An 18986-nucleotide genomic window follows, 5' to 3' on the forward strand; every position below is an offset into this window, starting at 1 on the left:
CCGGTGAACCGGGCGGCCCCGCGGTTGGGGTGGATGTGGGGGGGTCAGGGATCGATCACGATGGTGCAGGTGACCGTCCGGGGTGACGGGTCGATCGCGATGCCCTCATGGGTGATCGTGTCGTCCCAGCCGGTGGCGGTGCCGGTGTCCGGCGTGACGCCGGTGTTCTCGCAGGTCATCGACGTCAGGCTGGTCTCGCCCGAACCGCCGTCACGGAAGTTGACCTGGATGTCGGCGAGCGGCGCGTTGGTGAACGTCGCGACCGCCGCACCTGTCGGCTGGTTGTCGGTGCAGTTGGTCCCGCTGACTACGGTGACGGTCTGTGCGCCGCCGGGGGCGTCGGCGTAGCCGGGAGGCGGCGACGTCTCCGTCACGTCGTAGTCGCCGAGGGAGAGGCCCGATACGCAGACCTCGCCGACATCGGGATCCTGGTCGCCGGTGCCGTTGTCGGTGACGCTGGTGCCGTCGTAGGAGAAGACCGCTCCGGGGTTGGTGACCGCTCCGCCCTTCGTGCTGTTCTTCAGGATCTTCAGCGCTCCGAGCTGGAGCTCGTTGGTGTAGGTGCAGTCGAGTACGTCGGTGTCCTCGTTGATCGCGAAGGTCACCGTCGCGCCGGTGATGCTCGGCGTGACTCCTGTGCTGGCATCGCAGTTCACGCTGACGAAGCTCCAGTCGGACGGGATCACGTCCTCGACGACTGTGTAGCCGGAGCCGAAGAGCACGGTCTTGCCGTAGTCCTTCACCCCGTCATCTCGGAGCGTGAACGTGTTCGCAGAGGTGGGGTCGGTGCTGAACGCCTTGGTGTAGCCGAAGTCGGTGGCGTTGGGGTCCTCGTCCGGGAGGGTCTGCTTGCGGATGATCACCTGGCCACAGTTCTGCAGGTTGATGCCGACGGGTGCCACGAAGTCCTTCAGCTGCGAGGTGAAGGAGTCCGAGGAGCGGCTCTTCAGCATCGCGCTGCCGAACGATGTGCACTTGTTGGGCTGGAACAGGAGCCGCAGGTCGAGCTGAGCCTCCCCGAAGGTCCGCGCCTGCTTCGAGCCGGAGGCGATCAGCCCATCGGAGTCCGCGGCCGGGATGGTCGAGGAGTTGATGGTGCCGGCCGCGCACGGAGCGCCACCACAGATGGCGGACGGGACGTCCAGGTCGGTGGTGGGACCCCAGGCGGTGCCGGTCCAACGGCGCGCGGAGATGTCCGCGCGGGAGCCGCCCTGGTCGATGGCGTACTCGATGAGCAGGTCGCCGGCGGTGCGGACGACGTTGGGCCCGGAGGCGCACTTGGTGCTGGACTGGTTGAACTCGAAGTCCATCAGCGTGGTGCCGCTCGGGTCGCTCACCCGGCTCCAGGCGAGGTTCAAGAAGCCGGGGTGCGTTCCGGTGCCGGCCTCCCGGTAGACGTGGAAGCTCAGCAGGTCGCTCTTGTTCGGCGGGATCGAGTCGGTCACCTCACCGGGACAGGAGGTGTCCTCCTTGACGCCGCCGGCGTAGGAGTTGTCGCCGGTGCCGTTGACCTTGTCGGTGGCCCGGGTCTCGGTGACGTTCGCCCAGTCGAGCGAGGGGGCCGGATCGTCGACCTTGAGGTTGGCGTCGACGTCGATCTCGAAGTTGCTGCCGGCGAGGCTGGCCTCGGGATGAGACGCAGCGGCACCGGAGGCGACGAGCGTCGTGGCGACGAGGGCGGTGGCGCTCAGCGCCGCCAACCTCTTGAAGAGCCTCGGCTTGGTGGCGCGAGGCATGAGCGGGCTCGGTGTCGAGCGCATGGCGTGTCCCCTTTCAGAGACCTCGCGGTCGCTGTCAACGTGGGAGGGCGGGGCCCGCTTCCCAGATGCGGGGCTCCGTCGGCGCGCGCGGCTGCGGCCTGGACGGATGGTGTCTTCAGCGGGGGAGGGGCATCGGCTGGGGGTTCGATGCTCATTCCTCGTTACTCGATCGTTATCCCGCTCGGGGTATTTGCGCATGCCGAAGATCGGGTATCCGGGTGTTCGAGCTCCCGGAGGGATCTGGTCCGCTCCCATAGCCCTTACCTGCCCGTTACCGAACCTCAACGGCTCGGTCATCCCGGCCTCGGACCATGGATACCGAGGACCTTCCCCCACCTGTTCCCGACCATGTGAAGGAGCCGGAGATGGCAGCTGAGGCGACACGTCCCGCGGGACACGTCGACGTCCCGAACAGATTCCACCGTGAGAGCCGCATGGCCCGGTTCATCCGGTGGGCCGACGACTACACGCTGTGGGCGTTCAACCCGCCCGATGCGCTGGCGACGGGTGGATCGCCGACCCGCCGGGCCATCGCCGATCTGCCGGACGACCCGGCCGCGACGCTCCGTGACCTCGAGAACCAGCGCTGCCAGGTCGATCGGCATCTCGCGGATCTGAACGACGAGAGCGCGCGGGCCGTACGGCTGCTGCGGCGCCGCGGCTGGTCGTTCGGGCGGATCGCGGCGGAGACCGGGATCAGCAACCAGCGCGTCGCCCAGCTCGCACGTAGCTCGCTGGGCGCCGCCAGGTGACGATCCGGTGGTGACCGTGTCTCAGCGTCCCGCGGTCACCGTCGTGGCATCGTCGGTGGTCTCGCTCTCGGCGGCGCCCCGGCCGAGCAGCGCACGGGAGCACACCAGCGAGATCACGGTGGTCACGACACCGAAGGCGACAGGCACGACGATGCTGCCGGAGGTGTCGAGGAGCCACTGCAGGATCATCGGCGTGGTCCCGCACAGCGCACCGGAGAGGCCGTATGTGACCGAGATACCGGTGTAGCGGACCCGGGCCGGGAAGGCCTGGGCGAGCATGCCCGCCATGACCGCGTAGAACATCACGTCGGGGATGGTGGCCATCACCGCGCCGATCATCGCGAGCGTCCAGTTCCCGGTGCCCATCAGCACGAACATCATCGCGAGCGCGGGAATCTCGAGGGCGAGCAGGACCGTGACCAGGGTGCGCGGGTTCCAGCGGGTGGCCATCACCGCGCCGAACGGCTGCACGAAGAACTGCACGACGCTGGCGATCAGGATGATGGTGAGGAAGGAGTCCTTCTCGAAGCCGAGGTGGGTCGTGGCCCAGGAGAGCGCGAAGGTGTCGCGGGCGTAGACGACCACGAAGACGCACAGGATGCCGAAGACGCCGAGGGTCAGCTCACGGGAGTTGCTGCGGAACAGCTCGATCACCGGCACCCGGACGACCTCGTTGCGCTCCTGGAGGTCCTTCATCGCCGGGGACTCCTCGAGGCTGAGCCTGATCACGAGCCCGACCACGACCAGCGCGGCCGACGCCAGGAACGGCAGTCGCCAGGCCCACTCGAGCAGCGCGTCGTCGGGGAGCAGGCCGGTCACGGCGAGGAAGCTGAGGGTGGCCAGGATCCGGCCGGCAGGGGAGCCCTGCTGAGCGAAGGCGCCGAACAGGAAGCCGCGGTCGGCCCGGGTGTGTTCGGTCGCGATCAGCACCGCGCCGCCCCACTCGCCGCCCACGGCGAGGCCCTGCAGCAGTCGGAGGATGATCAGCAGCACCGGCGCCGCGGCACCGATGGCCGCGTGCGTCGGCAGCAGACCGACGCCGACGGTGGTGACGCCCATCAGCAGCAGCGTCAGGATCAAGGAGCGCTTGCGGCCGATCCGGTCACCGAGGTGGCCGAAGACCACACCGCCGAGCGGCCGGGTCAGGAACCCGACGGCGAACGTCGCGAAGGAGAGCAGGGTCGCGACCGCGGGCTCGGCGTTGCTGAAGAACAGTGGCCCGAAGACCAGAGCGGACGCGGTGCCGTAGATGTAGAAGTCGTACCACTCGATGGTGGTGCCGACGAACGCGGCGATGCCCGCCTTACGGGCCATCCGTTCGTCGGGGACGCGCGTTGACTGGGTCATGGGGACTGCTCCTCCGGGGGTTGTGTGTCGTCACGCACCGGAATGCTGTGTGACCGCGTTCACACTAAGAACCCGTGCCATTGCACGTCCAACACCAAATCTAGATGGCATTGATATCACTCTTGAGCCCAATGGTCTCCCAGGCATGCCAAGGCCGCCGATCTCCCGAAGGGAGGATCGGCGGCACTCGTGCGGCGTCAGGGAAGGACCAGCGTGATGCTCTCCGCGACGCAGACCGGTCGCTCGGTGCCCTCCGCCTCGACGGTCCAGGCGACCAGCACCTGGGTCCCGGCCGGGACCGCCCGGACGTCCTTGATCCGCGGTGTGGCCCGGATCTTCGTGCCGACCTTGACCGGCGCGGGGAACCGCACCTTCTCGAGGCCGTAGTTGAGCCGGGCGGACCCGGTGTCGATGGTGTAGAGCTCGGCGGCGAAGGCGGGCAGCATCGACAGCGTGAGGTAGCCGTGCGCGATGGTGCCGCCGAAGGCGGAGGCGGTGGCACGCTCGACGTCGACGTGGATCCACTGCTGGTCTCCACTGAGCTCCGCGAAACGGTCCACGCGCTCCTGGGTCATCTGCACCCAGTCCGTGGTGCCGAGCTCCTCGCCGACAGCGGCCTCGATCGCCGCGATCGAGGTGAACGTACGCATCAGACCACCCGCTCGAAGACGGCGGCGAGGCCCTGGCCGCCGCCGATGCACATGGTCTCGAGGCCGTAGCGCGCCTCGCGGCGGTGCAGTTCGCGGGCGAGGGTGCCGAGCATCCGTACGCCGGTGGCGCCGACGGGATGGCCCAGGGAGATGCCGGAGCCGTGGACGTTGGTGCGCTCGAGGTCCTCGTCGGTGAACTTCCACTCGCGCATCACCGCCAGCGCCTGGGCGGCGAAGGCCTCGTTGAGCTCGATGACGTCGATGTCGGACAGGGTCAGGCCGGCCTTGGCGAGGGCCGCCTCCGTGGCGGGGACCGGGCCGATGCCCATCACGTCAGGACGTACGCCGGCGGCGGCCCAGGACACGAGCCGGACCAGCGGCCGCAGGCCGAGGCTCTCGGCGAGGTCGGCGGTCGTGACCAGGCACATGGCGGCGGCGTCGTTCTGGCCGCTGGCGTTACCGGCGGTGACGGTCGCCTCTGGGTCGGAGGACCCGAGGATCGGCCGCAGCTTCGCGAGCGACTCGATCGTGGTGTCGGCGCGGGGGTGCTCGTCGGTGTCGACGATGACGTCGCCCTTCCTCGACGGGACGGTGACCGGCACGATCTCCTCGGCGAAGACACCGCTCTGCTGGGCGGCGACGGCGCGCAGGTGGGAGCTGACGGCGAGCCGGTCCTGCTCCTCGCGGCCGATGGCGTACTCCCGGCGCAGGTTCTCGGCGGTCTCCAGCATGCCGCCGGGCACCGGGTGGAACCGGCCGCCCGGAGTCTGCCGGCCGCGGGTGAGGCCGTCGTGGATCTGTACGCCGGTGCGCGCCCCGCCCCAGCGCATGTCGAGGGAGTAGAAGGCGACGTTGCTCATCGACTCCGCGCCGCCGGCGACCACGATCTCACTGGCGCCGGAGGCCACCTGCATCACCGCGTTGGCGACGGCCTGCAGCCCGGAGCCGCAGCGACGGTCGACCTGCTGACCGCCGACGGTGACCGGGAGCCCGGCGTCGAGTCCGACCACCCGTCCGATCGCCGGCGCCTCGGCGTTGGGGTAGCAGTGGCCGAGGATGACGTCGTCGATCCGCTCCGGGTCGATGCCGGTGCGGGCGAGCAGACCCTGCAGCGCGGTGACGCCGAGGTCGACCGGGCTCAGGTCCTTGAAGACGCCGCCGTAGCGGCCGATCGGGGTGCGGACGGGCTCGCAGATGACCACGTCGCGGGCGGTGTCACTCATGGTTGGTGCCTTTCAGGGGTGAGGGTGGCCAGCTCGGCCGTCAGGCCGGCGAGCGCGGTGCCGTCGGGGCGTCGCAGCGCGACCTCGACAGAGTCGGGCGCGGTGTCGGGAGCGGGGCGGTCGACGGCCACGTGGGCGGGGTCTCCGCAGAAAAGCGGTGCGGTGTTGCGGTGCTGCAGGCGGCGTACGACGCGGTCGGGGTGGGCCAGCCGAAGGGCCTCGGCGAGCACCAGGGTCGAGAGCGGGCCGTGCACGACCAGCCCGGGATAGCCCTCGACCCGCGTGGCGTAGGGCCAGTCGTAGTGGATCCGGTGCGGGTTCGCGGTCGCCGCGCTGAACCGCATGAGCAGGGTCGGGTCGGTGACGAACCGCCAGCCGTCGTCCTCGGACACCAGCGGCGGGCCGGCCGGTGCGATCGCCGAGGCGGGCTCAGGGTCGGGGAACGACGTCGGAACCGGCGCGGCATCGCGGTAGATCAGGTCCTGCCGCTCCTCCACGAGCAGGTCGTCCCTGCCGCGGTCGACGAGCCGGGTGTGCACCGTGACGATCGCCAGCCGGCCGCTGCGGCCCGCCTTCTCATCGACCGAGACCACCTCGGATTCGCGGACGACCGAGGTGCCGACCCGGAGGTCGCCGTGGAACGTCACCTCGCCGCCGGCGAACATCCGCCGGGGCAGGTCGATCGGCGGCAGGAAGTCACCGCGGCGCGGATGGCCGTCGACGCCGATCACCGACGACGCCGGCCACCGCGGGAGCGCGACCCAGTGCCACAGCGGCGGGAGTACGGCCCCGGCGGCCGGCACCCGAGCACCGCTGTCGAGGAGCGCGCCGAGGGCGGTGACTGGACCCGCGTCGAGGGTCTCGGTCGACCTCACCCGGTGCGGCCGCCAGCTCACATGTACCTTCCGCCGGTCACCTCGGCGACCGTGCCGGTCATGTAGGAGGAGAGCGAGGAGGCGTAGAAGAGCGCTACGTTCGCGATCTCGGCCGGCTCACCCGCGCGACCCATCGGGATCTCGGCCATCTTCTCGTCCCAGATCCGCTGCGGCATCGCCTCGGTCATCGCCGAGCGGATCAGTCCCGGCTGGATCGCGTTGACCCGGACCCCGTGGTGGGCCATCTCCTTCGCCGCGGCCTTGGTGAGCCCGACGATGCCGGCCTTCGCGGCCGAGTAGTTGGTCTGCCCGACCATCCCGACCTTGCCGGAGATCGAGGAGATGTTCACGATCGCGCCGGACTTCTGCTCGCGCATCCGGGCGGCGGCGAGCCGGGTGCCGTGCCAGCAGCCCTTGAGATGCACGGCGATCACCTGGTCGAACTGGTCCTCGGTCATCTTCCGCATCGTCGCGTCGCGGGTGATGCCGGCGTTGTTGACGACGATGTCGAGCGAGCCGTACGCCGCGACCGCCGTCTCCAGCGCGCGTTCGACGTCCTCGGCGCTCACCACGTCGCAGGCCACGCCGGAAGCCACGTCCGGGCCCAGCTCCTTGGCGGCGGCCTCCGCGGCGGCGCCGTCGAGATCTGCGAGCACCACCCGCGCCCCCTCCGCCACGAAGCGCTCGGCGACGGCGAGGCCGATGCCCTGCGCGCCTCCGGTGATGACCGCGGTCCGGTTCTCGAGAAGTGCCATGTCAGTTCTTTCCCTTCTGGTCGCGCGCCACCAGTTGGGCGGCGATCACGTTGCGCTGGATCTCGTTGGTGCCCTCGCCGACGATCATCAGCGGGGCGTCGCGGAAGTAGCGCTCCACGTCGTACTCCTTGGAGTAGCCGTAGCCGCCGTGCACCCGCACCGCGTCGAGGGCGACCTGCATGGCCGCCTCCGAGGCGAAGAGCTTGGCCATCCCGGCCTCCATGTCGGCGCGGTCGCCGGCGTCGAGCCGCTCGGCCGCGTCGAGGGTCATCAGCCGGGCGGCGCGCATCTTGGTGCCCATCTCGGCGAGCAGGTTGCCGACAGACTGGTGCTTCCAGATCGGCTTGCCGAAGCTCTCCCTGGTCTGGGCGTAGGAGAGCGCGTCGTCGAGCGCGGCCTGGCCGACGCCGACGGCGCGGGCGGCGACCTGGATCCGGCCGACCTCGAGGCCACGCATCATGTGGCTCCAGCCGAGGTCAGGGGTGCCGCCGAGGACCGCGGTCACCGGGACGCGCATCTTGTCGAAGGTGAGCTCGCAGGCTTCGACGCCGCGGTAGCCGAGCTTGGGGATCTTGCCCGAGACGGTGAGCCCGTCGCCGGGCTCGACCAGCACCACGCTCATGCCCTTGTGTGCGGGCGAGACGGAACGGTCGGTGACGCAGAGCAGCCCGATCAGGCCGGCGTGCTGGGCGTTGGAGATCCAGGTCTTCGACCCCGTGATGACCAGCTCGTCGCCGTCGGTGTCGGCGAACGTACGCATCCCCTGCAGGTCGCTGCCGCCGGACGGCTCGGTCAGGGCCATCGTGGCGCGCAGGCTGCCATCGGCCATCCGGGGTAGGTAGGACTCCTGCTGCTGCGGGGTCCCGAAGTGGCGGACCAGATAGCTGATCACCGAGTGTCCGCCGATCGCGCCGGCCAGGCTCATCCAGCCACGGGCGAGCTCCTCGGTGACCCGCGCGAAGCACGCCGTGCTCACGTCGACGCCGCCGTGCTCGGCGGGCACCAGGAGGCCGAAGAAGCCGAGCTTCTTCATCTCCTCGATGAGCTCCGTGGGGTAGATGTCGTCGGCCTCGAACTCGCGCACCCGGGGGCGTACGCGCTCGTCGACGAAGTCGGCGACGAGCCGGACCATGTCCTGCTCGTCGGGGGTCAGGCTGCTCATCTGGCTGCTCCTGGGGTGGGTCGGTTGAGGGAGACGATGCGGCGGGCGCGGGCGATGACGGGGGCGTCGACCATCCGGCCGTCGACGAGGGCGACGCCGTCCTCGGTCGCGGCGGCCAACACGCGCTCGGCCCAGGTGACCTCGTCGGGGGTGGGTGCCAGGGCCGCGACGGCGGGCGTCACCTGGCCGGGGTGGATGCAGAGCTTGCCGGCGAACCCGAGAGCCGCGGCCGCGGTGACATCTGCGGTCAGCCGCTCGTGATCGCGTACGTCGCCGGTGACGCCGTCGATCGGGCCGGCCAGGCCGCCGACGGCCGAGGCGAGCACCAGGTTCCCACGCGCGGGCGCGAGGGCGGGTGCATGGTCGGGATCGACCCCGAGCTCGGCCGCCAGGTCGTAGCTGCCGAAGGCGAGGCGTACGACTCCGGGGGAGCGGGCGAGGTCGATGGCTCGCGCGACGCCGAGCGCGGTCTCGACCAGGGCGACGACGGCGGAGCCATCGGGGAGGGCGGCCAGGACGGCCGCCACGGTCTCGGGGCTGTCGGCCTTCGGCAGCACCACCAGCGACGGTCCGTCGAGGGCGGCGAGAGCGGTGAGGTCGGCGTCGTGCCAGGTGGTGCCGGCGGCGTTGATCCGCACAGCGGTGGTGATCGCTGCCCTGGGGAGCCAGTCGGTGACTTGGGCGCGGGCGGCATCCTTGTGCGCCGGGGCGACGGCGTCCTCGAGGTCGAGGACCACCACGTCGGGGCCGGCGGCGGCAGCCTTGGCGAACCGCTCCGGCCGGTCCCCGGGCACGAACAGCCAGGTGCGTGCCTTTCCAGCGATCTCGGCGGTGCTCATCGCGCCACCACCTCCCGGGAGCCGATGACACCGCGGGTGAGCAGGTCGTCCAGCCGCTCCGTGGCCAGCCCGAGGGCGCCGGCCAGCACCTCGCCGGTGTCCTGCCCGACCGCGGGGGCTGGCAGGGGCGCGCTCCGGTGGCCGTCGACGGTGATCGGCGCGCCCGGGGCGAGCAGCTCGCCGACGCCGGGCTGGGTGATCGTCGAGAACAGCGGGTGCTCGCGCAGCAGCCGGGCGTCGTCGGCGGCGAGGTCGCGGAAGCTGCGATATGGCGACCACAGGATCCGGGTCTTCGACAGCGCCCTCGTGACGTACGCCGTGTCGTGCTGCTCGAACCACGCGGCGATCAGGCCGCCGAGCACGGTCCGATGCCGGAACCGCGCGCCCTCGTCGGAGAAGTCGGCATCGAGGGCTCGGGCCAGGGCGGCCACCGCGTCGGCGAGGCCGGTGATGCCCAGCAGGTCCGACCACTGCCGCGGTGTGAGAGCCACCAGCATGAAGCGGTCGCCGTCCGCGGTGGTGAAGTCGCGGCCGAAGGTGCCGTAGACGTGGTTGCCGATCGAGCCGCGCTCGCCCTCCGGCCGCAGCTGCGCCTCGGCGAGGTAGCCGAGGTTGCCGGCGGTCGCGAGGGCGACGTCCTCCAGTGCGACCCGCACCTCGGCGCCCTCGCCGGTGACCGCGCGCCGGCGCTCGGCGGCGAGCAGGCCGGTCGCGAGGTGGAGCCCGGCCGCGAGATCCCAGGCCGGCACCACGCCGTTCACCGGTGCCGCATGCTCTTCCGGGCCGGTCACGAGCGGGAAGCCGGTGCCGGCCTGAACGGTGTAGTCGACGGCGGTCCCGCCGTCGTGGCGCCCGGTGAGGAGCACGTGGATGACGTCGTCGCGGCGGGCACGCAGCGCGGCATACCCGAGTTCCGACCAGCGCTCGGTGTTGGTGACCACGATGCCGCCGGACGGGCCGCCCGAGACGACCAGGTCCGCGACCAGCTGCCGCCCCTCCGGGTGGGTGCAGTCGACGGCGATGGCCTTCTTGCCGGGGTTGAGCCCGTTCCAATAGAGGCTGGCGCCGTCGTCGCTCAGCGGCCAGCGAGTCCGGTCCGGGCCGCCTTCGAGCGGCTCGACGCGGATCACCTCCGCACCGAGCTGCGCCAGGGTGGTGCCGCACAGCGGTGTGGCGACGAAGCTGGACACCTCGACCACGCGCAGGCCGGCTAGTGGCCCGGGAGCTTGGTCAGCGATGGTCATGGAACACCCTTTCTGTGGAGGGCTGTGAGGACGGGGCCGTGGGACCGGCCATCGCCCAGGTCAGGGCGACCGCGGCGACCGGGACGCCGTAGACGAGCGAGAGGTTTCCGGTCGGGTAGGCGATCGCGACCCAGGAGTAGCCGACGGCGAGGCCGGTGAAGCGGAGCATGTTGTGGAGCCCGAGCGCGACACCGTCGGCGGCGGCCGGCGAGGTCATCAGACCGAGCGCGGAGGTCGCTTGCACGACGCCGATCGCCGCGCCGGTGAGCACGAGCGCGGCCACGGTGAGCGCCACGACCGTGCCGGGCCCGGAGGTGTTCGCGGCCAGGGGCAGGGCGAGCAGGCCGAGCGCGAGCAGCACCAGTCCGCCGCGCAGCGTGCGCCGGGCGGTGAACCGTTCGGTGACCCGGGAGGAGAGCGGAGCCGCGAGCGTCATCGCCAGGGCCAGCGCGAGCATGGTGATGCCGATGTGTCCCGGACCCAGGCCGAGGTCACGGCCCAGGTGCAGGGGAGTGGCGACGATCGCCACGCCGAGACAGCCCATCACCGTGCCGGCGGCCATCGTGCTCGCGACGAACCTCCGCTCGGTGAGGAGGCCGGGTGGGACGAACGGTCCGGCGCTGGTGCGCCCGAGCTGGCTGTGCACGGCGAGGGCGAGCACACCCACGGCCGCCATCCCCGCGGCCACCGCGACCTCGCCGTGCTGTCCGAGCCAGCTGACGGCGCCGACGAGCGCGCCGATCCCGACCAGGAGCGTCGCCATCCCGCTGACGTGGAGCGGAGCGTACGAGGCGGGCACGTCGGGCACCACGGTCAGGCACAGCACCAGCAGCACCGCGCTGAGCGAGGCGTGGGTGAGGAACACCCACCGCCAGCCGAGAGTGTCCGCGACCAGTCCGCCGAGGGGCGGCCCGAGCGCCTGGCCGACGCCGATCGCGGCCGCCCAGGCCGCCATCACCCGGGCCCGGTTGCCGGCCCAGTGCCGGCCGAGCACCTGCTGGATCGCGGGCGGCACCGCCGAGCACGCGACCCCCTGCAGGGCACGCATCACGACCAGGAACCCGAGCCCCTGGCTGAACGCCGCGCCCGCCTGTGCGGCCACCATCAGCAGCAGCGACCCGGCGAGCACCCGCCGGGAGCCGAACCGCTGGCACATCCAGCCCGAGACCGGCGCGAAGACGACCATCGCGAGCGTGAACGCGCTGACCGCGAAGACGATCTCGCGCGGCGAGGCCCCGATCGCATGGGCGATCACGTTGATCGGCGCGCTGATGATCGTGCTCGACAGGGTGCCGAGCGTGGAGCACGCCAGCAGGGCGACGTACGCCGACCGGCGCGGTTCGTACGTGACGTTGGACGGGCTCATCGGAGGTAGAGCCGCACCGTGTCGATCTCGTCGCGGAGCAGCCGAACCTCCTCGACGGTCGGCCGTGCGGTCTCGCGTACGTCTTCGGCGACGGCGATGTCCCACCCGGTCGCGGCGCGGACGTCGTCGACGGTGAGGCCGGGGTGGACCTCGCTGATCTCGAGCTCGCCGAGCTTGTCGGGGCGGCGCAGCACCGCCATCGGGGTGATCACGGTGGAGACCCCGTGGCCGCGAGGCACCATCCGGGGGTCCTCCTCGTGCGCGCGCACCGGGCTGGGCGAGGTGCAGAAGTCGAGCTGCGCCGGAAGGGCGCCAGGGTCGTGGCGGCGCAGCACGACGATGCACTCGCCGGCGTTCGGCATGATCTCCGCGGCACCGCCGGCACCGGGGAGGCGGACGGCGGGCTTGTCCCAGTCGCCGATGAAGCTGGTGTTGAGGCTGCCCCAGCGGTCGATCTGAGCGGCGCCGAGGAAGCCGACGTCGACATGGCCGCGTTGCAGGACGTAGCCGAACAGCGCGGGCATGCTCAGCACCGCCGCGGCGCCGGAGACCAGCACCGAGTCGGCGATGCCCTCCGCCAGGCCCTCGGGCTGTGCGCCGCAGACGCCGGACTCGTAGACGAGCTCGACGTCTGGGTTCACGGTGCGGCGCGCCAGGTCGACGGCGAGCGTCGGCAGCCCGACGCCCGCGAAGACCCGGTACTTGCCGACGAGCTGCCGGGCCGCGACCGCGGCGAGGAACTCGGTGCTGGACGGAGCCACGTCCGAGAGCGGGTTGCTCATGAGACCTCCTGGGCGGCCACCCGGCGGCGGCCGAAGTCGACGGGCTGCGAGGGCCGAGGAGCGACACCGAGCCCGCGCCAGCGCTCCGCTCCGAGCTTGTCGAGGTACGCAGCGCGATCGGGCACCCGGTGCACCCACTCCTCGAGCCAGCCGAGCACCGCCTCGCGGTCGCGGCTGATCGGCGTCCACTCGCGGTAGAAGGCGTTGTCGCGGTCGTAGTGGCCCTGCGTGTAGGACGGGTGTGCGCCGCCGGGAACCTCCACCACGGCGGTGATCGCGTGGGACGGCAGCACGGTGCGGTTCGGGTCGGAGCGGACCACGTCCTCGTCGACGATCTCCTCCACGGTCGCGATCACGGTCTCCGCCGCATACGCCGCTTCCTGCTGGGCCCCGACGATGCCCCACATCTGGACGTTGCCGGAGCGGTCGGCGCGCTGGGCGTGGACGATCGTCACGTCCGGGCGCAGCGGCGGCACGACGTAGATGTCGGGTCCGCCGTAGGGGTCGGAGACCTTGCGGATCAGCGGGTTGAGCTTCGGCAGATCGCTGCCGGCGTACGAGCGGAGCGGGAAGAACGGCAGCCCGGCGGCGCCCGCCTGGTAGCGGCAGACCATGCCGTAGTGGCTGTACTCCTCGACCTCGAGCGGTTGCGGGTCGGCGTTCTCCACCCGGCGCCGGACCTCGTGCAAGGAGCCCGCCGAGCCGCTGGCGAAGAACGAGGCGACGAGCTTCGAGACGCAGCCGGCGGCGATCATCTGGTCGGCCAGCAGGTCGGGGGTCATCCGGCAGAACGTCAGGTCCCGACGGCCCTGGCGAATGATCTCGTGGCCTGCGGCGAACGGGATCAGGTGGCCGAAGCCCTCGAGCGCGAGCGTCATGCCGTCCCGTACGTGGGCGGCCACCGCCGAGCTGAGATCGGTGACCTTGTCGGGCGCGGCCATGGGTGCTCCTCGGGGGGCGGGCGGGGGTTGGTCAGTGGTCCCAGCCTGACGCCAGCAGCGTGCCGAACTCCAATACTTCTTCCGCCGCTCACTGTTGACGGATACGTATGAATAGTTCGAGACAGATATCGAAAGTGATGACAAACGACGGCACAATGAGCCGCGTGGACCCTGCCTCTCCTGCCGCTGACACCCGTGCTGCCGTGACTCTCGACGAGCTGCTCGACCTCCTCGATCTGACCTGTGCCGACGAGCCGACCGGCCGGGTCAGTCACTGGGTCGGACAACCGCAGCAGCATCCCGCCGGCAGGCTCTTCGGTGGCCTCCTACTGGCTCAGGCGCTGGTCGCCGCCGGCCGCGGCGTCGGGGCCGACCAGCGGATCATCAGCCTGCAGGCCGACTTCGTCGGCGGGGTGCCGACGGACCGGCCGCTGCACTGGGAGGTCACGGTCGTCTCGGATGCGCCGTCGCTGGCGACCCGGCGCAGCCGGCTGCTCGACGACGCGGGGGAGGAGCTCTTCGGAGCGGTCACCCGGTGGGCGACCGTACGCGCCGACCTGCCGTCCCACAGCTCGCTCCGGCCGCGGCCCGCTCCCGATCCCGAGACGCTGCCGGACCTGGCCGACCGGTTCGGCTCGGACGAGCGGATCCCGCCTTGGTGGCGGCTGCCCCGACCGGTCCACTTCCGGCACGCGGTGGCCCCGCCGTACTTCACCGTCGCCGAGCCCGGCGACCGGCAGAGCAGCTTCTTCCGGGCGACCGGCCCGCTGCCCGACGACCCGGTCCTACGGGCGGCGCTGGTCGCCTACGTGAGCGACATGAGCATCCTCGAGGCGTCGTTCCTGGCGCTCGGGTCAGCTCGGCACAAGCCTGGCGCCCGGATCCTCAGCCTGACCCACGCGCTGGCGTTCCATGCCGCCTCCGACCTGACCGGCTGGCACCAGTTCGACTGCCGCGTGGAGTCGATCGCCCACGGACGTGCCCACGGCGTCGGTGAGCTGTTCGACGAGACCGGTCGTCATGTCGCCACCGCGTCGCAGGTCGGTCTGGTGAAGGTGGCGACCGACCGCTGACCGATGGTCAGGCGGGCGGAGTCGACGGCAGCTCCGGTGTCGGCAGCGCCTCCTCCGAGGCGCGCAGCACCGCGTGCAGCGCCGGGCTCCGGTCCTCCTGCCGCCAGGCGAGCTGCTGGAACGTCGGGCGGTCGCACTCGGTGATCCTGACCACCTCGATGCCGGTCTGCACGACGTTGGCGATCGCGGTGTCGAGCGTGAACGTGATGCCGACGCCGGCCGCGACCAGCGCGACCGCGGTCCAGCTGTCCGGTGCGGTCTGCACGATGTTGGGCACGAAGCCGGCCTGGGATGCCGTCTCGATGAAGGCGTCGCGCACGCTGGAGCCGGGGTCGGCCGGCAACGCCACGAACGGCTCGTCCAGGCAGTCCGCCATGCTGACCTCCCCGCGGCCGGCGAGCCGGTGACCGGCCGGCACGGCGAGGACGTAGTGCTCGACCGCGATCACGCGGTGCGCGAGCCCTTGGGGCTCGATCCGCCACCGAGCGATGGCCAGGTCGAGCTCGCCGTCCTGCAGCGAGCGCAGCGCCTCGTAGTTGTACGTCGTGCTCTGCAGCATCAGCTCGATCCCGGGATGTTGCTCTCGGACGATCCGGCCGAGCTGGCCGACGAGCACGTGGGAGGAGGGGCCGGCGAACCCGATCCGGACTCGGCCGGTCTCGCCGCGGCCGGCCGAACGGACCGCCCGGCGTGCGGTGCGCAGGCCCTCGAGCACCTCCTGGGCAGGCCGGACCAGTGCCTCGCCGGCCGACGTCAGCCGTACGCTCCGGGTGGTGCGGTCGAACAGCTGGGCGCCGAGGTCGCGCTCGAGCTGCTTGATGGTGCGGCTCAGCGGCGGCTGGGCGATGTGCAGCCGCTCGGCCGCACGGCCGAAGTGGAGCTCCTCGGCGACGGCCAGGAAGGCCTCGAGATGGTGCAGGTCCATAGGGACAACTCTTGCATCAGTGGGAACAATCCTCCAAGGATTAGGTATTGGACGCGCATAAGAAGTCGCGGGATGCTTTCTGCATGACCACCGAATTGGCCAGCGACCTGCTGCCGCTGGAGGGCATCACCGTGGTCGCCCTCGAGCAGGCCGTCGCGGCCCCGCTCGCCACCCGTCACCTCGCGGACCTCGGTGCCCGCGTGATCAAGCTGGAGCGGGTGGGCGAGGGTGACTTCGCCCGCAACTACGACCATGCGGTGCACGGCCTCGCCTCGCACTTCGTCTGGCTCAACCGCGGCAAGGAGTCGGTGGCGCTCGACCTCAAGTCGCCCGACGGCGCAGAGCTCGCGCGCCGGCTGGTCGCCCGCGCCGATGTCTTCCTGCAGAACGCCGCCCCCGGCGCCGCCGAGCGGCTCGGGCTCGGCGCGGAGGAGCTCGCCGAACGGCACCCGAGGCTCGTCGTCGCCGGCATCTCCGGCTACGGCACCGGCGGCCCGCTGCGCGACCGCAAGGCGTACGACATGCTGATCCAGGCCGAGTCCGGGCTGATCTCGGTCACCGGCACCCCGGAGACGGCGACCAAGACCGGCGTCCCCAGCTCCGACATCGCCGCCGGCCTCTACACGAGCCAGGCGATCGTCGCGGCCCTGTTCCGCCGCGAGCGCACCGGCAAGGGCGGCATCGTCGACGTGTCGATGTTCGACGCGACCGTCGAGTGGCTCGGGCACCCGATGTACATGCAGATGTACGGCGGCCGCCAGGTGCCGCGAATGGGGCTCAGCCACGCCTCGATCGCTCCGTACGACGCCTTTCCGACCGCCGACGGGGAGATCCTGATCGGCGTCCAGAACGACCGCGGCTGGAAGGCGCTGGTGACCGACGTCTTCGAGCGGCCCGATCTCGTCGACCATCCCCGGCTGGCGACCAACCCGCTGCGGGTCGCCCACCGTGAGGAGTGCGATGCGGTCGTCGCCGAGCACACCCGTGGCTTCGCCACCGCCGACCTCGACGCCCGGCTCGCCGCCGCCGGTGTCCCTGCTGCCCAGATCAACGACATGTCCGGCCTGGTCGAGCACCCGCAGCTCGCCGGCCGCGACCGGTGGCGCGAGGTCGCCACCCCGGCCGGACCGGTCCGCGGCGTACTGCCTCCGATGACGTTCCGCGATGTCGAGCTGCCGATGGGCGCGATCCCGGAGCTCGGCGCGCACACCGAGGCCGTGCTCGCCGAGCTCGGCCTGGACGCCGGCGCGATCGACCGGCTGGCTGCCGGCGGCGTGGTCGGCCGGCCGGCCGACGTACCCGTTCCCACGCCTTGACCACGCCTTGACCGTCCCGCACGAAGGAGCAGCACCCATGGAGCCCGACGAGTTCACGTCGATCCTCGACGCCGTCCGCGCGTTCGTCCGCAAGGAGGTCGTCACGGCCGAGGACGAGATTGAGGAGACCGACCAGATCCCCGACCGGCTCCGGCAGCAGGCCGCGGCCATGGGGCTGTTCGGCTACGCCATCCCGGAGGAGTACGGCGGTCTCGGCTTCACCATGTCCGAGGAGGTCCGGCTGGCGATGGAGCTCGGCTGGACCACGCCGTCGTTCCGCTCGATGTTCGGCACCAACAACGGCATCGCCGGTCAGGTGCTGGTCAACTGCGGCACCGAGCGGCAGAAGCAGCAGTACCTGCCCGGGCTGGCGAGCGGCGACCTGGTGGCCTCGTTCGCACTCACCGAGCCCGAGGCCGGCTCCGACCCGAGCGGCCTGCGCACGCGCGCGGTCCGCGACGGCGACGCGTACGTCATCAACGGGCAGAAGCGCTTCATCACCAACGCGATCTGGGCCGACCTGCTCATGGTGTTCGCCCGCACCGGCGACCTCGCCGAGGGCGCCAGGAACATCTCGGTGTTCCTGGTGCCGACCGACACCCCCGGCGTCACCATCGGTCCGAAGGACCACAAGATGGGCCAGCGCGGTGCCGTGACGTCGGAGATCTTCTTCGACGGTGTCCGGGTGCCCGCCGAGAACCTGGTCGGCGAGGTCGAGGGCGAGGGATTCTCCGCGGCGATGCGATCGCTGGCCAAGGGCCGGCTGCACATCGCGGCGCTGACTGTCGGCCTCGCGGACCGGCTGATCGAGGAGAGCCTGCGCCACGCCACGACCAACGGTCAGGGCGGCCAGAAGCTGGCGGAGTTCCAGCTGATCCAGGCGATGCTCGCCGAGAGCCGGACCGAGGCGTACGCCGGTCGCGCGATGGTCCTCGAGGCCGCCCGCAGCTGGGACGACGGCAGCGACCGGCGGACGGCACCTTCGATGTGCAAGCTGTTCTGCACGGAGGCGGTCGACCGGATCGCAGACCGCGCGGTCCAGATCCACGGTGGCCTCGGCTACATGCGCGAGGTGCCGGTCGAGCGGTTCTACCGCGACGCGCGGCTGTTCCGGCTCTACGAGGGCACCAGCGAGATCCAGAAGCTGATCATCGCCAAGCAGATGGTGAAGGAGTTCCAGGGGTGAGCGGTGACCGTGCCGGCGCGGTCCGAGTCGAGGACCGTGGCCACGTCCGGATCCTCACCCTCGGCCGCCCCGAGCGTCGCAACGCGCTCGACCTCGCCGACCGGCTGGATCTGCTCACCGCGCTCCGGGCCGCCGACCAGGAGGCGCGTGCCGTCGTCCTGACCGGCGCGGGCTCGGTGTTCTCCGCGGGCGGCGACATCCGGTCGATGTCGCAGGACCGCGACGTCGCCCAGCAGCGGCTCGAGGTCGTCAACGCCGTCGTACGTCAGCTGGTCACCGGCGACCGGCCGGTCGTTGCCGCGGTCGAGGGCGGCGCGTACGGGCTCGGGCTCGCACTGGCAGCCGCCTGCGACCTGGTGGTCGCCGGCCGCTCGACGACCTTCTCGACGTCGTTCGGGAAGATCGGGCTCGGCCCCGACACCGGGCTCGCCTACACGCTCCCGCGGCGCGTCGGGCAGGGCCGGGCTCGCGAGCTGCTGCTGACCGTACGCACCTTCGACGCGACCGAGGCCGAGCGGATCGGAGCGGTCGAGACCGTCGTCGACGATGGCGCCGCCCTCGACCACGCGGTCGATCTGGCCTCACGTCTGGCCGAGCTCTCGGCGCCCATGGTGACCGGCACCCGGGGCATCCTCACCCAACCCGACCAGAGCCTCGACGGCGTACTCGCTGCCGAGGCCGACCTCCAGGTCGACCTGCTCGCAGGTCGGCAGTTCGCCGAGGGCCGGTCGGCCTTCCTCGAGCGCCGGCGGCCCGACTTCATCAGCGCCTGAGCGGGTTGTACGCCCGG

General features: G+C 71.4%; 18 protein-coding genes. 5 read left to right on the forward strand and 13 right to left on the reverse strand.

Features of this window, described 5'->3' with window-relative positions:
• Positions 1-44: 44 nt before the first annotated feature.
• Positions 45-1760 carry a prealbumin-like fold domain-containing protein gene (locus ACW14X_RS22155; protein ID WP_160027964.1) on the reverse strand — a complete coding sequence of 572 codons (1716 nt, stop codon included), beginning with the start codon at positions 1758-1760 and terminating at the stop codon, positions 45-47.
• Positions 1761-2125: 365 nt separating this feature from the next.
• On the opposite strand from ACW14X_RS22155, the gene ACW14X_RS22160 reads away from it, so the two are divergent.
• Positions 2126-2512, forward strand: a complete 387-nt coding sequence (locus tag ACW14X_RS22160; protein ID WP_160027966.1) for a hypothetical protein — start codon at positions 2126-2128, stop codon at positions 2510-2512.
• Between the two features lie 21 nt (positions 2513-2533).
• Here ACW14X_RS22160 and ACW14X_RS22165 read toward each other — a convergent pair whose 3' ends face one another.
• The 11 genes from ACW14X_RS22165 to ACW14X_RS22215 form a co-directional block, all read right to left on the reverse strand.
• Positions 2534-3859 (reverse strand): MFS transporter, encoded by a 1326-nt coding sequence (locus ACW14X_RS22165; RefSeq protein ID WP_457163321.1) that lies wholly within the window; start codon positions 3857-3859, stop codon positions 2534-2536.
• A 197-nt stretch (positions 3860-4056) separates the two neighbouring features.
• Positions 4057-4509, reverse strand: a complete 453-nt coding sequence (locus tag ACW14X_RS22170) for a MaoC family dehydratase (RefSeq protein WP_457163322.1) — start codon at positions 4507-4509, stop codon at positions 4057-4059.
• A complete protein-coding gene (locus ACW14X_RS22175) occupies positions 4509-5732 on the reverse strand; it encodes an acetyl-CoA C-acetyltransferase (protein WP_457163323.1) in 1224 nt (407 codons plus the stop codon). The genes ACW14X_RS22170 and ACW14X_RS22175 overlap by 1 nt, the downstream gene beginning before the upstream one ends.
• Entirely contained in the window at positions 5729-6628 is a 900-nt protein-coding gene (locus ACW14X_RS22180) for an FAS1-like dehydratase domain-containing protein (RefSeq protein WP_457163324.1), read from the reverse strand. Before ACW14X_RS22180 ends, ACW14X_RS22175 begins: the two co-directional genes overlap by 4 nt.
• A complete protein-coding gene (gene fabG, locus ACW14X_RS22185) occupies positions 6625-7362 on the reverse strand; it encodes a 3-oxoacyl-ACP reductase FabG (RefSeq protein WP_457163325.1) in 738 nt (245 codons plus the stop codon). Before fabG ends, ACW14X_RS22180 begins: the two co-directional genes overlap by 4 nt.
• A 1-nt stretch (position 7363) precedes the next feature.
• Entirely contained in the window at positions 7364-8524 is a 1161-nt protein-coding gene (locus ACW14X_RS22190; protein ID WP_457163326.1) for an acyl-CoA dehydrogenase family protein, read from the reverse strand.
• The gene (locus ACW14X_RS22195) at positions 8521-9363 is read right to left on the reverse strand and encodes an HpcH/HpaI aldolase/citrate lyase family protein (RefSeq protein WP_457163327.1); all 843 of its coding nucleotides are present in this window, start codon (positions 9361-9363) and stop codon (positions 8521-8523) included. The genes ACW14X_RS22190 and ACW14X_RS22195 overlap by 4 nt, the downstream gene beginning before the upstream one ends.
• Positions 9360-10607: a CoA transferase gene (locus ACW14X_RS22200; RefSeq protein ID WP_457163328.1), complete on the reverse strand. Its 1248-nt coding sequence runs from the start codon at positions 10605-10607 to the stop codon at positions 9360-9362. Before ACW14X_RS22200 ends, ACW14X_RS22195 begins: the two co-directional genes overlap by 4 nt.
• Positions 10594-11973: an MFS transporter gene (locus ACW14X_RS22205; RefSeq protein WP_457163329.1), complete on the reverse strand. Its 1380-nt coding sequence runs from the start codon at positions 11971-11973 to the stop codon at positions 10594-10596. The genes ACW14X_RS22200 and ACW14X_RS22205 overlap by 14 nt, the downstream gene beginning before the upstream one ends.
• Entirely contained in the window at positions 11970-12755 is a 786-nt protein-coding gene (locus tag ACW14X_RS22210; protein WP_457163330.1) for a CoA-transferase subunit beta, read from the reverse strand. The genes ACW14X_RS22205 and ACW14X_RS22210 overlap by 4 nt, the downstream gene beginning before the upstream one ends.
• On the reverse strand, positions 12752-13696 hold the full coding sequence (locus ACW14X_RS22215) for a CoA transferase subunit A (protein WP_457163331.1): 945 nt from the start codon (positions 13694-13696) through the stop codon (positions 12752-12754). Before ACW14X_RS22215 ends, ACW14X_RS22210 begins: the two co-directional genes overlap by 4 nt.
• Before the next feature lie 164 nt (positions 13697-13860).
• On the opposite strand from ACW14X_RS22215, the gene ACW14X_RS22220 reads away from it, so the two are divergent.
• Positions 13861-14769, forward strand: coding sequence for an acyl-CoA thioesterase (locus ACW14X_RS22220; RefSeq protein WP_457163332.1), 909 nt, complete (start codon positions 13861-13863; stop codon positions 14767-14769).
• A gap of 7 nt (positions 14770-14776) precedes the next feature.
• Here the strand turns inward: ACW14X_RS22220 and ACW14X_RS22225 are convergent, their stop codons facing one another.
• Positions 14777-15694 (reverse strand): LysR family transcriptional regulator, encoded by a 918-nt coding sequence (locus ACW14X_RS22225; RefSeq protein ID WP_457163333.1) that lies wholly within the window; start codon positions 15692-15694, stop codon positions 14777-14779.
• An 83-nt stretch (positions 15695-15777) separates the two neighbouring features.
• Between ACW14X_RS22225 and ACW14X_RS22230 the strand changes: the two genes are divergently transcribed.
• The 3 genes from ACW14X_RS22230 to ACW14X_RS22240 are packed head-to-tail and all read left to right on the forward strand — an operon-like array spanning position 15778 to position 18969.
• Positions 15778-17010: a CaiB/BaiF CoA transferase family protein gene (locus ACW14X_RS22230; protein WP_457163334.1), complete on the forward strand. Its 1233-nt coding sequence runs from the start codon at positions 15778-15780 to the stop codon at positions 17008-17010.
• Positions 17011-17047: 37 nt separating this feature from the next.
• Positions 17048-18196 carry an acyl-CoA dehydrogenase family protein gene (locus ACW14X_RS22235; RefSeq protein WP_457163335.1) on the forward strand — a complete coding sequence of 383 codons (1149 nt, stop codon included), beginning with the start codon at positions 17048-17050 and terminating at the stop codon, positions 18194-18196.
• Positions 18193-18969 (forward strand): enoyl-CoA hydratase/isomerase family protein, encoded by a 777-nt coding sequence (locus ACW14X_RS22240; protein ID WP_457163336.1) that lies wholly within the window; start codon positions 18193-18195, stop codon positions 18967-18969. The genes ACW14X_RS22235 and ACW14X_RS22240 overlap by 4 nt, the downstream gene beginning before the upstream one ends.
• The last annotated feature ends 17 nt before the right edge of the window (positions 18970-18986 follow it).

The organism is Nocardioides sp. YJ-D4, from assembly GCF_054031495.1.

Bases quoted from the DNA above. Each gene is read 5' to 3' on its own strand.
- ACW14X_RS22210 (WP_457163330.1), bottom strand. From the start codon at position 12,755: ATGAGCAACCCGCTCTCGGACGTGGCTCCGTCCAGCACCGAGTTCCTC.
- ACW14X_RS22215 (WP_457163331.1), bottom strand. From the start codon at position 13,696: ATGGCCGCGCCCGACAAGGTCACCGATCTCAGCTCGGCGGTGGCCGCC.
- fabG (WP_457163325.1), bottom strand. From the start codon at position 7,362: ATGGCACTTCTCGAGAACCGGACCGCGGTCATCACCGGAGGCGCGCAG.
- ACW14X_RS22190 (WP_457163326.1), bottom strand. From the start codon at position 8,524: ATGAGCAGCCTGACCCCCGACGAGCAGGACATGGTCCGGCTCGTCGCC.
- ACW14X_RS22155 (WP_160027964.1), bottom strand. From the start codon at position 1,760: ATGCGCTCGACACCGAGCCCGCTCATGCCTCGCGCCACCAAGCCGAGG.
- ACW14X_RS22170 (WP_457163322.1), bottom strand. From the start codon at position 4,509: ATGCGTACGTTCACCTCGATCGCGGCGATCGAGGCCGCTGTCGGCGAG.
- ACW14X_RS22200 (WP_457163328.1), bottom strand. From the start codon at position 10,607: ATGACCATCGCTGACCAAGCTCCCGGGCCACTAGCCGGCCTGCGCGTG.
- ACW14X_RS22230 (WP_457163334.1), top strand. From the start codon at position 15,778: ATGACCACCGAATTGGCCAGCGACCTGCTGCCGCTGGAGGGCATCACC.
- ACW14X_RS22175 (WP_457163323.1), bottom strand. From the start codon at position 5,732: ATGAGTGACACCGCCCGCGACGTGGTCATCTGCGAGCCCGTCCGCACC.
- ACW14X_RS22235 (WP_457163335.1), top strand. From the start codon at position 17,048: ATGGAGCCCGACGAGTTCACGTCGATCCTCGACGCCGTCCGCGCGTTC.
- ACW14X_RS22225 (WP_457163333.1), bottom strand. From the start codon at position 15,694: ATGGACCTGCACCATCTCGAGGCCTTCCTGGCCGTCGCCGAGGAGCTC.
- ACW14X_RS22195 (WP_457163327.1), bottom strand. From the start codon at position 9,363: ATGAGCACCGCCGAGATCGCTGGAAAGGCACGCACCTGGCTGTTCGTG.
- ACW14X_RS22205 (WP_457163329.1), bottom strand. From the start codon at position 11,973: ATGAGCCCGTCCAACGTCACGTACGAACCGCGCCGGTCGGCGTACGTC.
- ACW14X_RS22160 (WP_160027966.1), top strand. From the start codon at position 2,126: ATGGCAGCTGAGGCGACACGTCCCGCGGGACACGTCGACGTCCCGAAC.
- ACW14X_RS22165 (WP_457163321.1), bottom strand. From the start codon at position 3,859: ATGACCCAGTCAACGCGCGTCCCCGACGAACGGATGGCCCGTAAGGCG.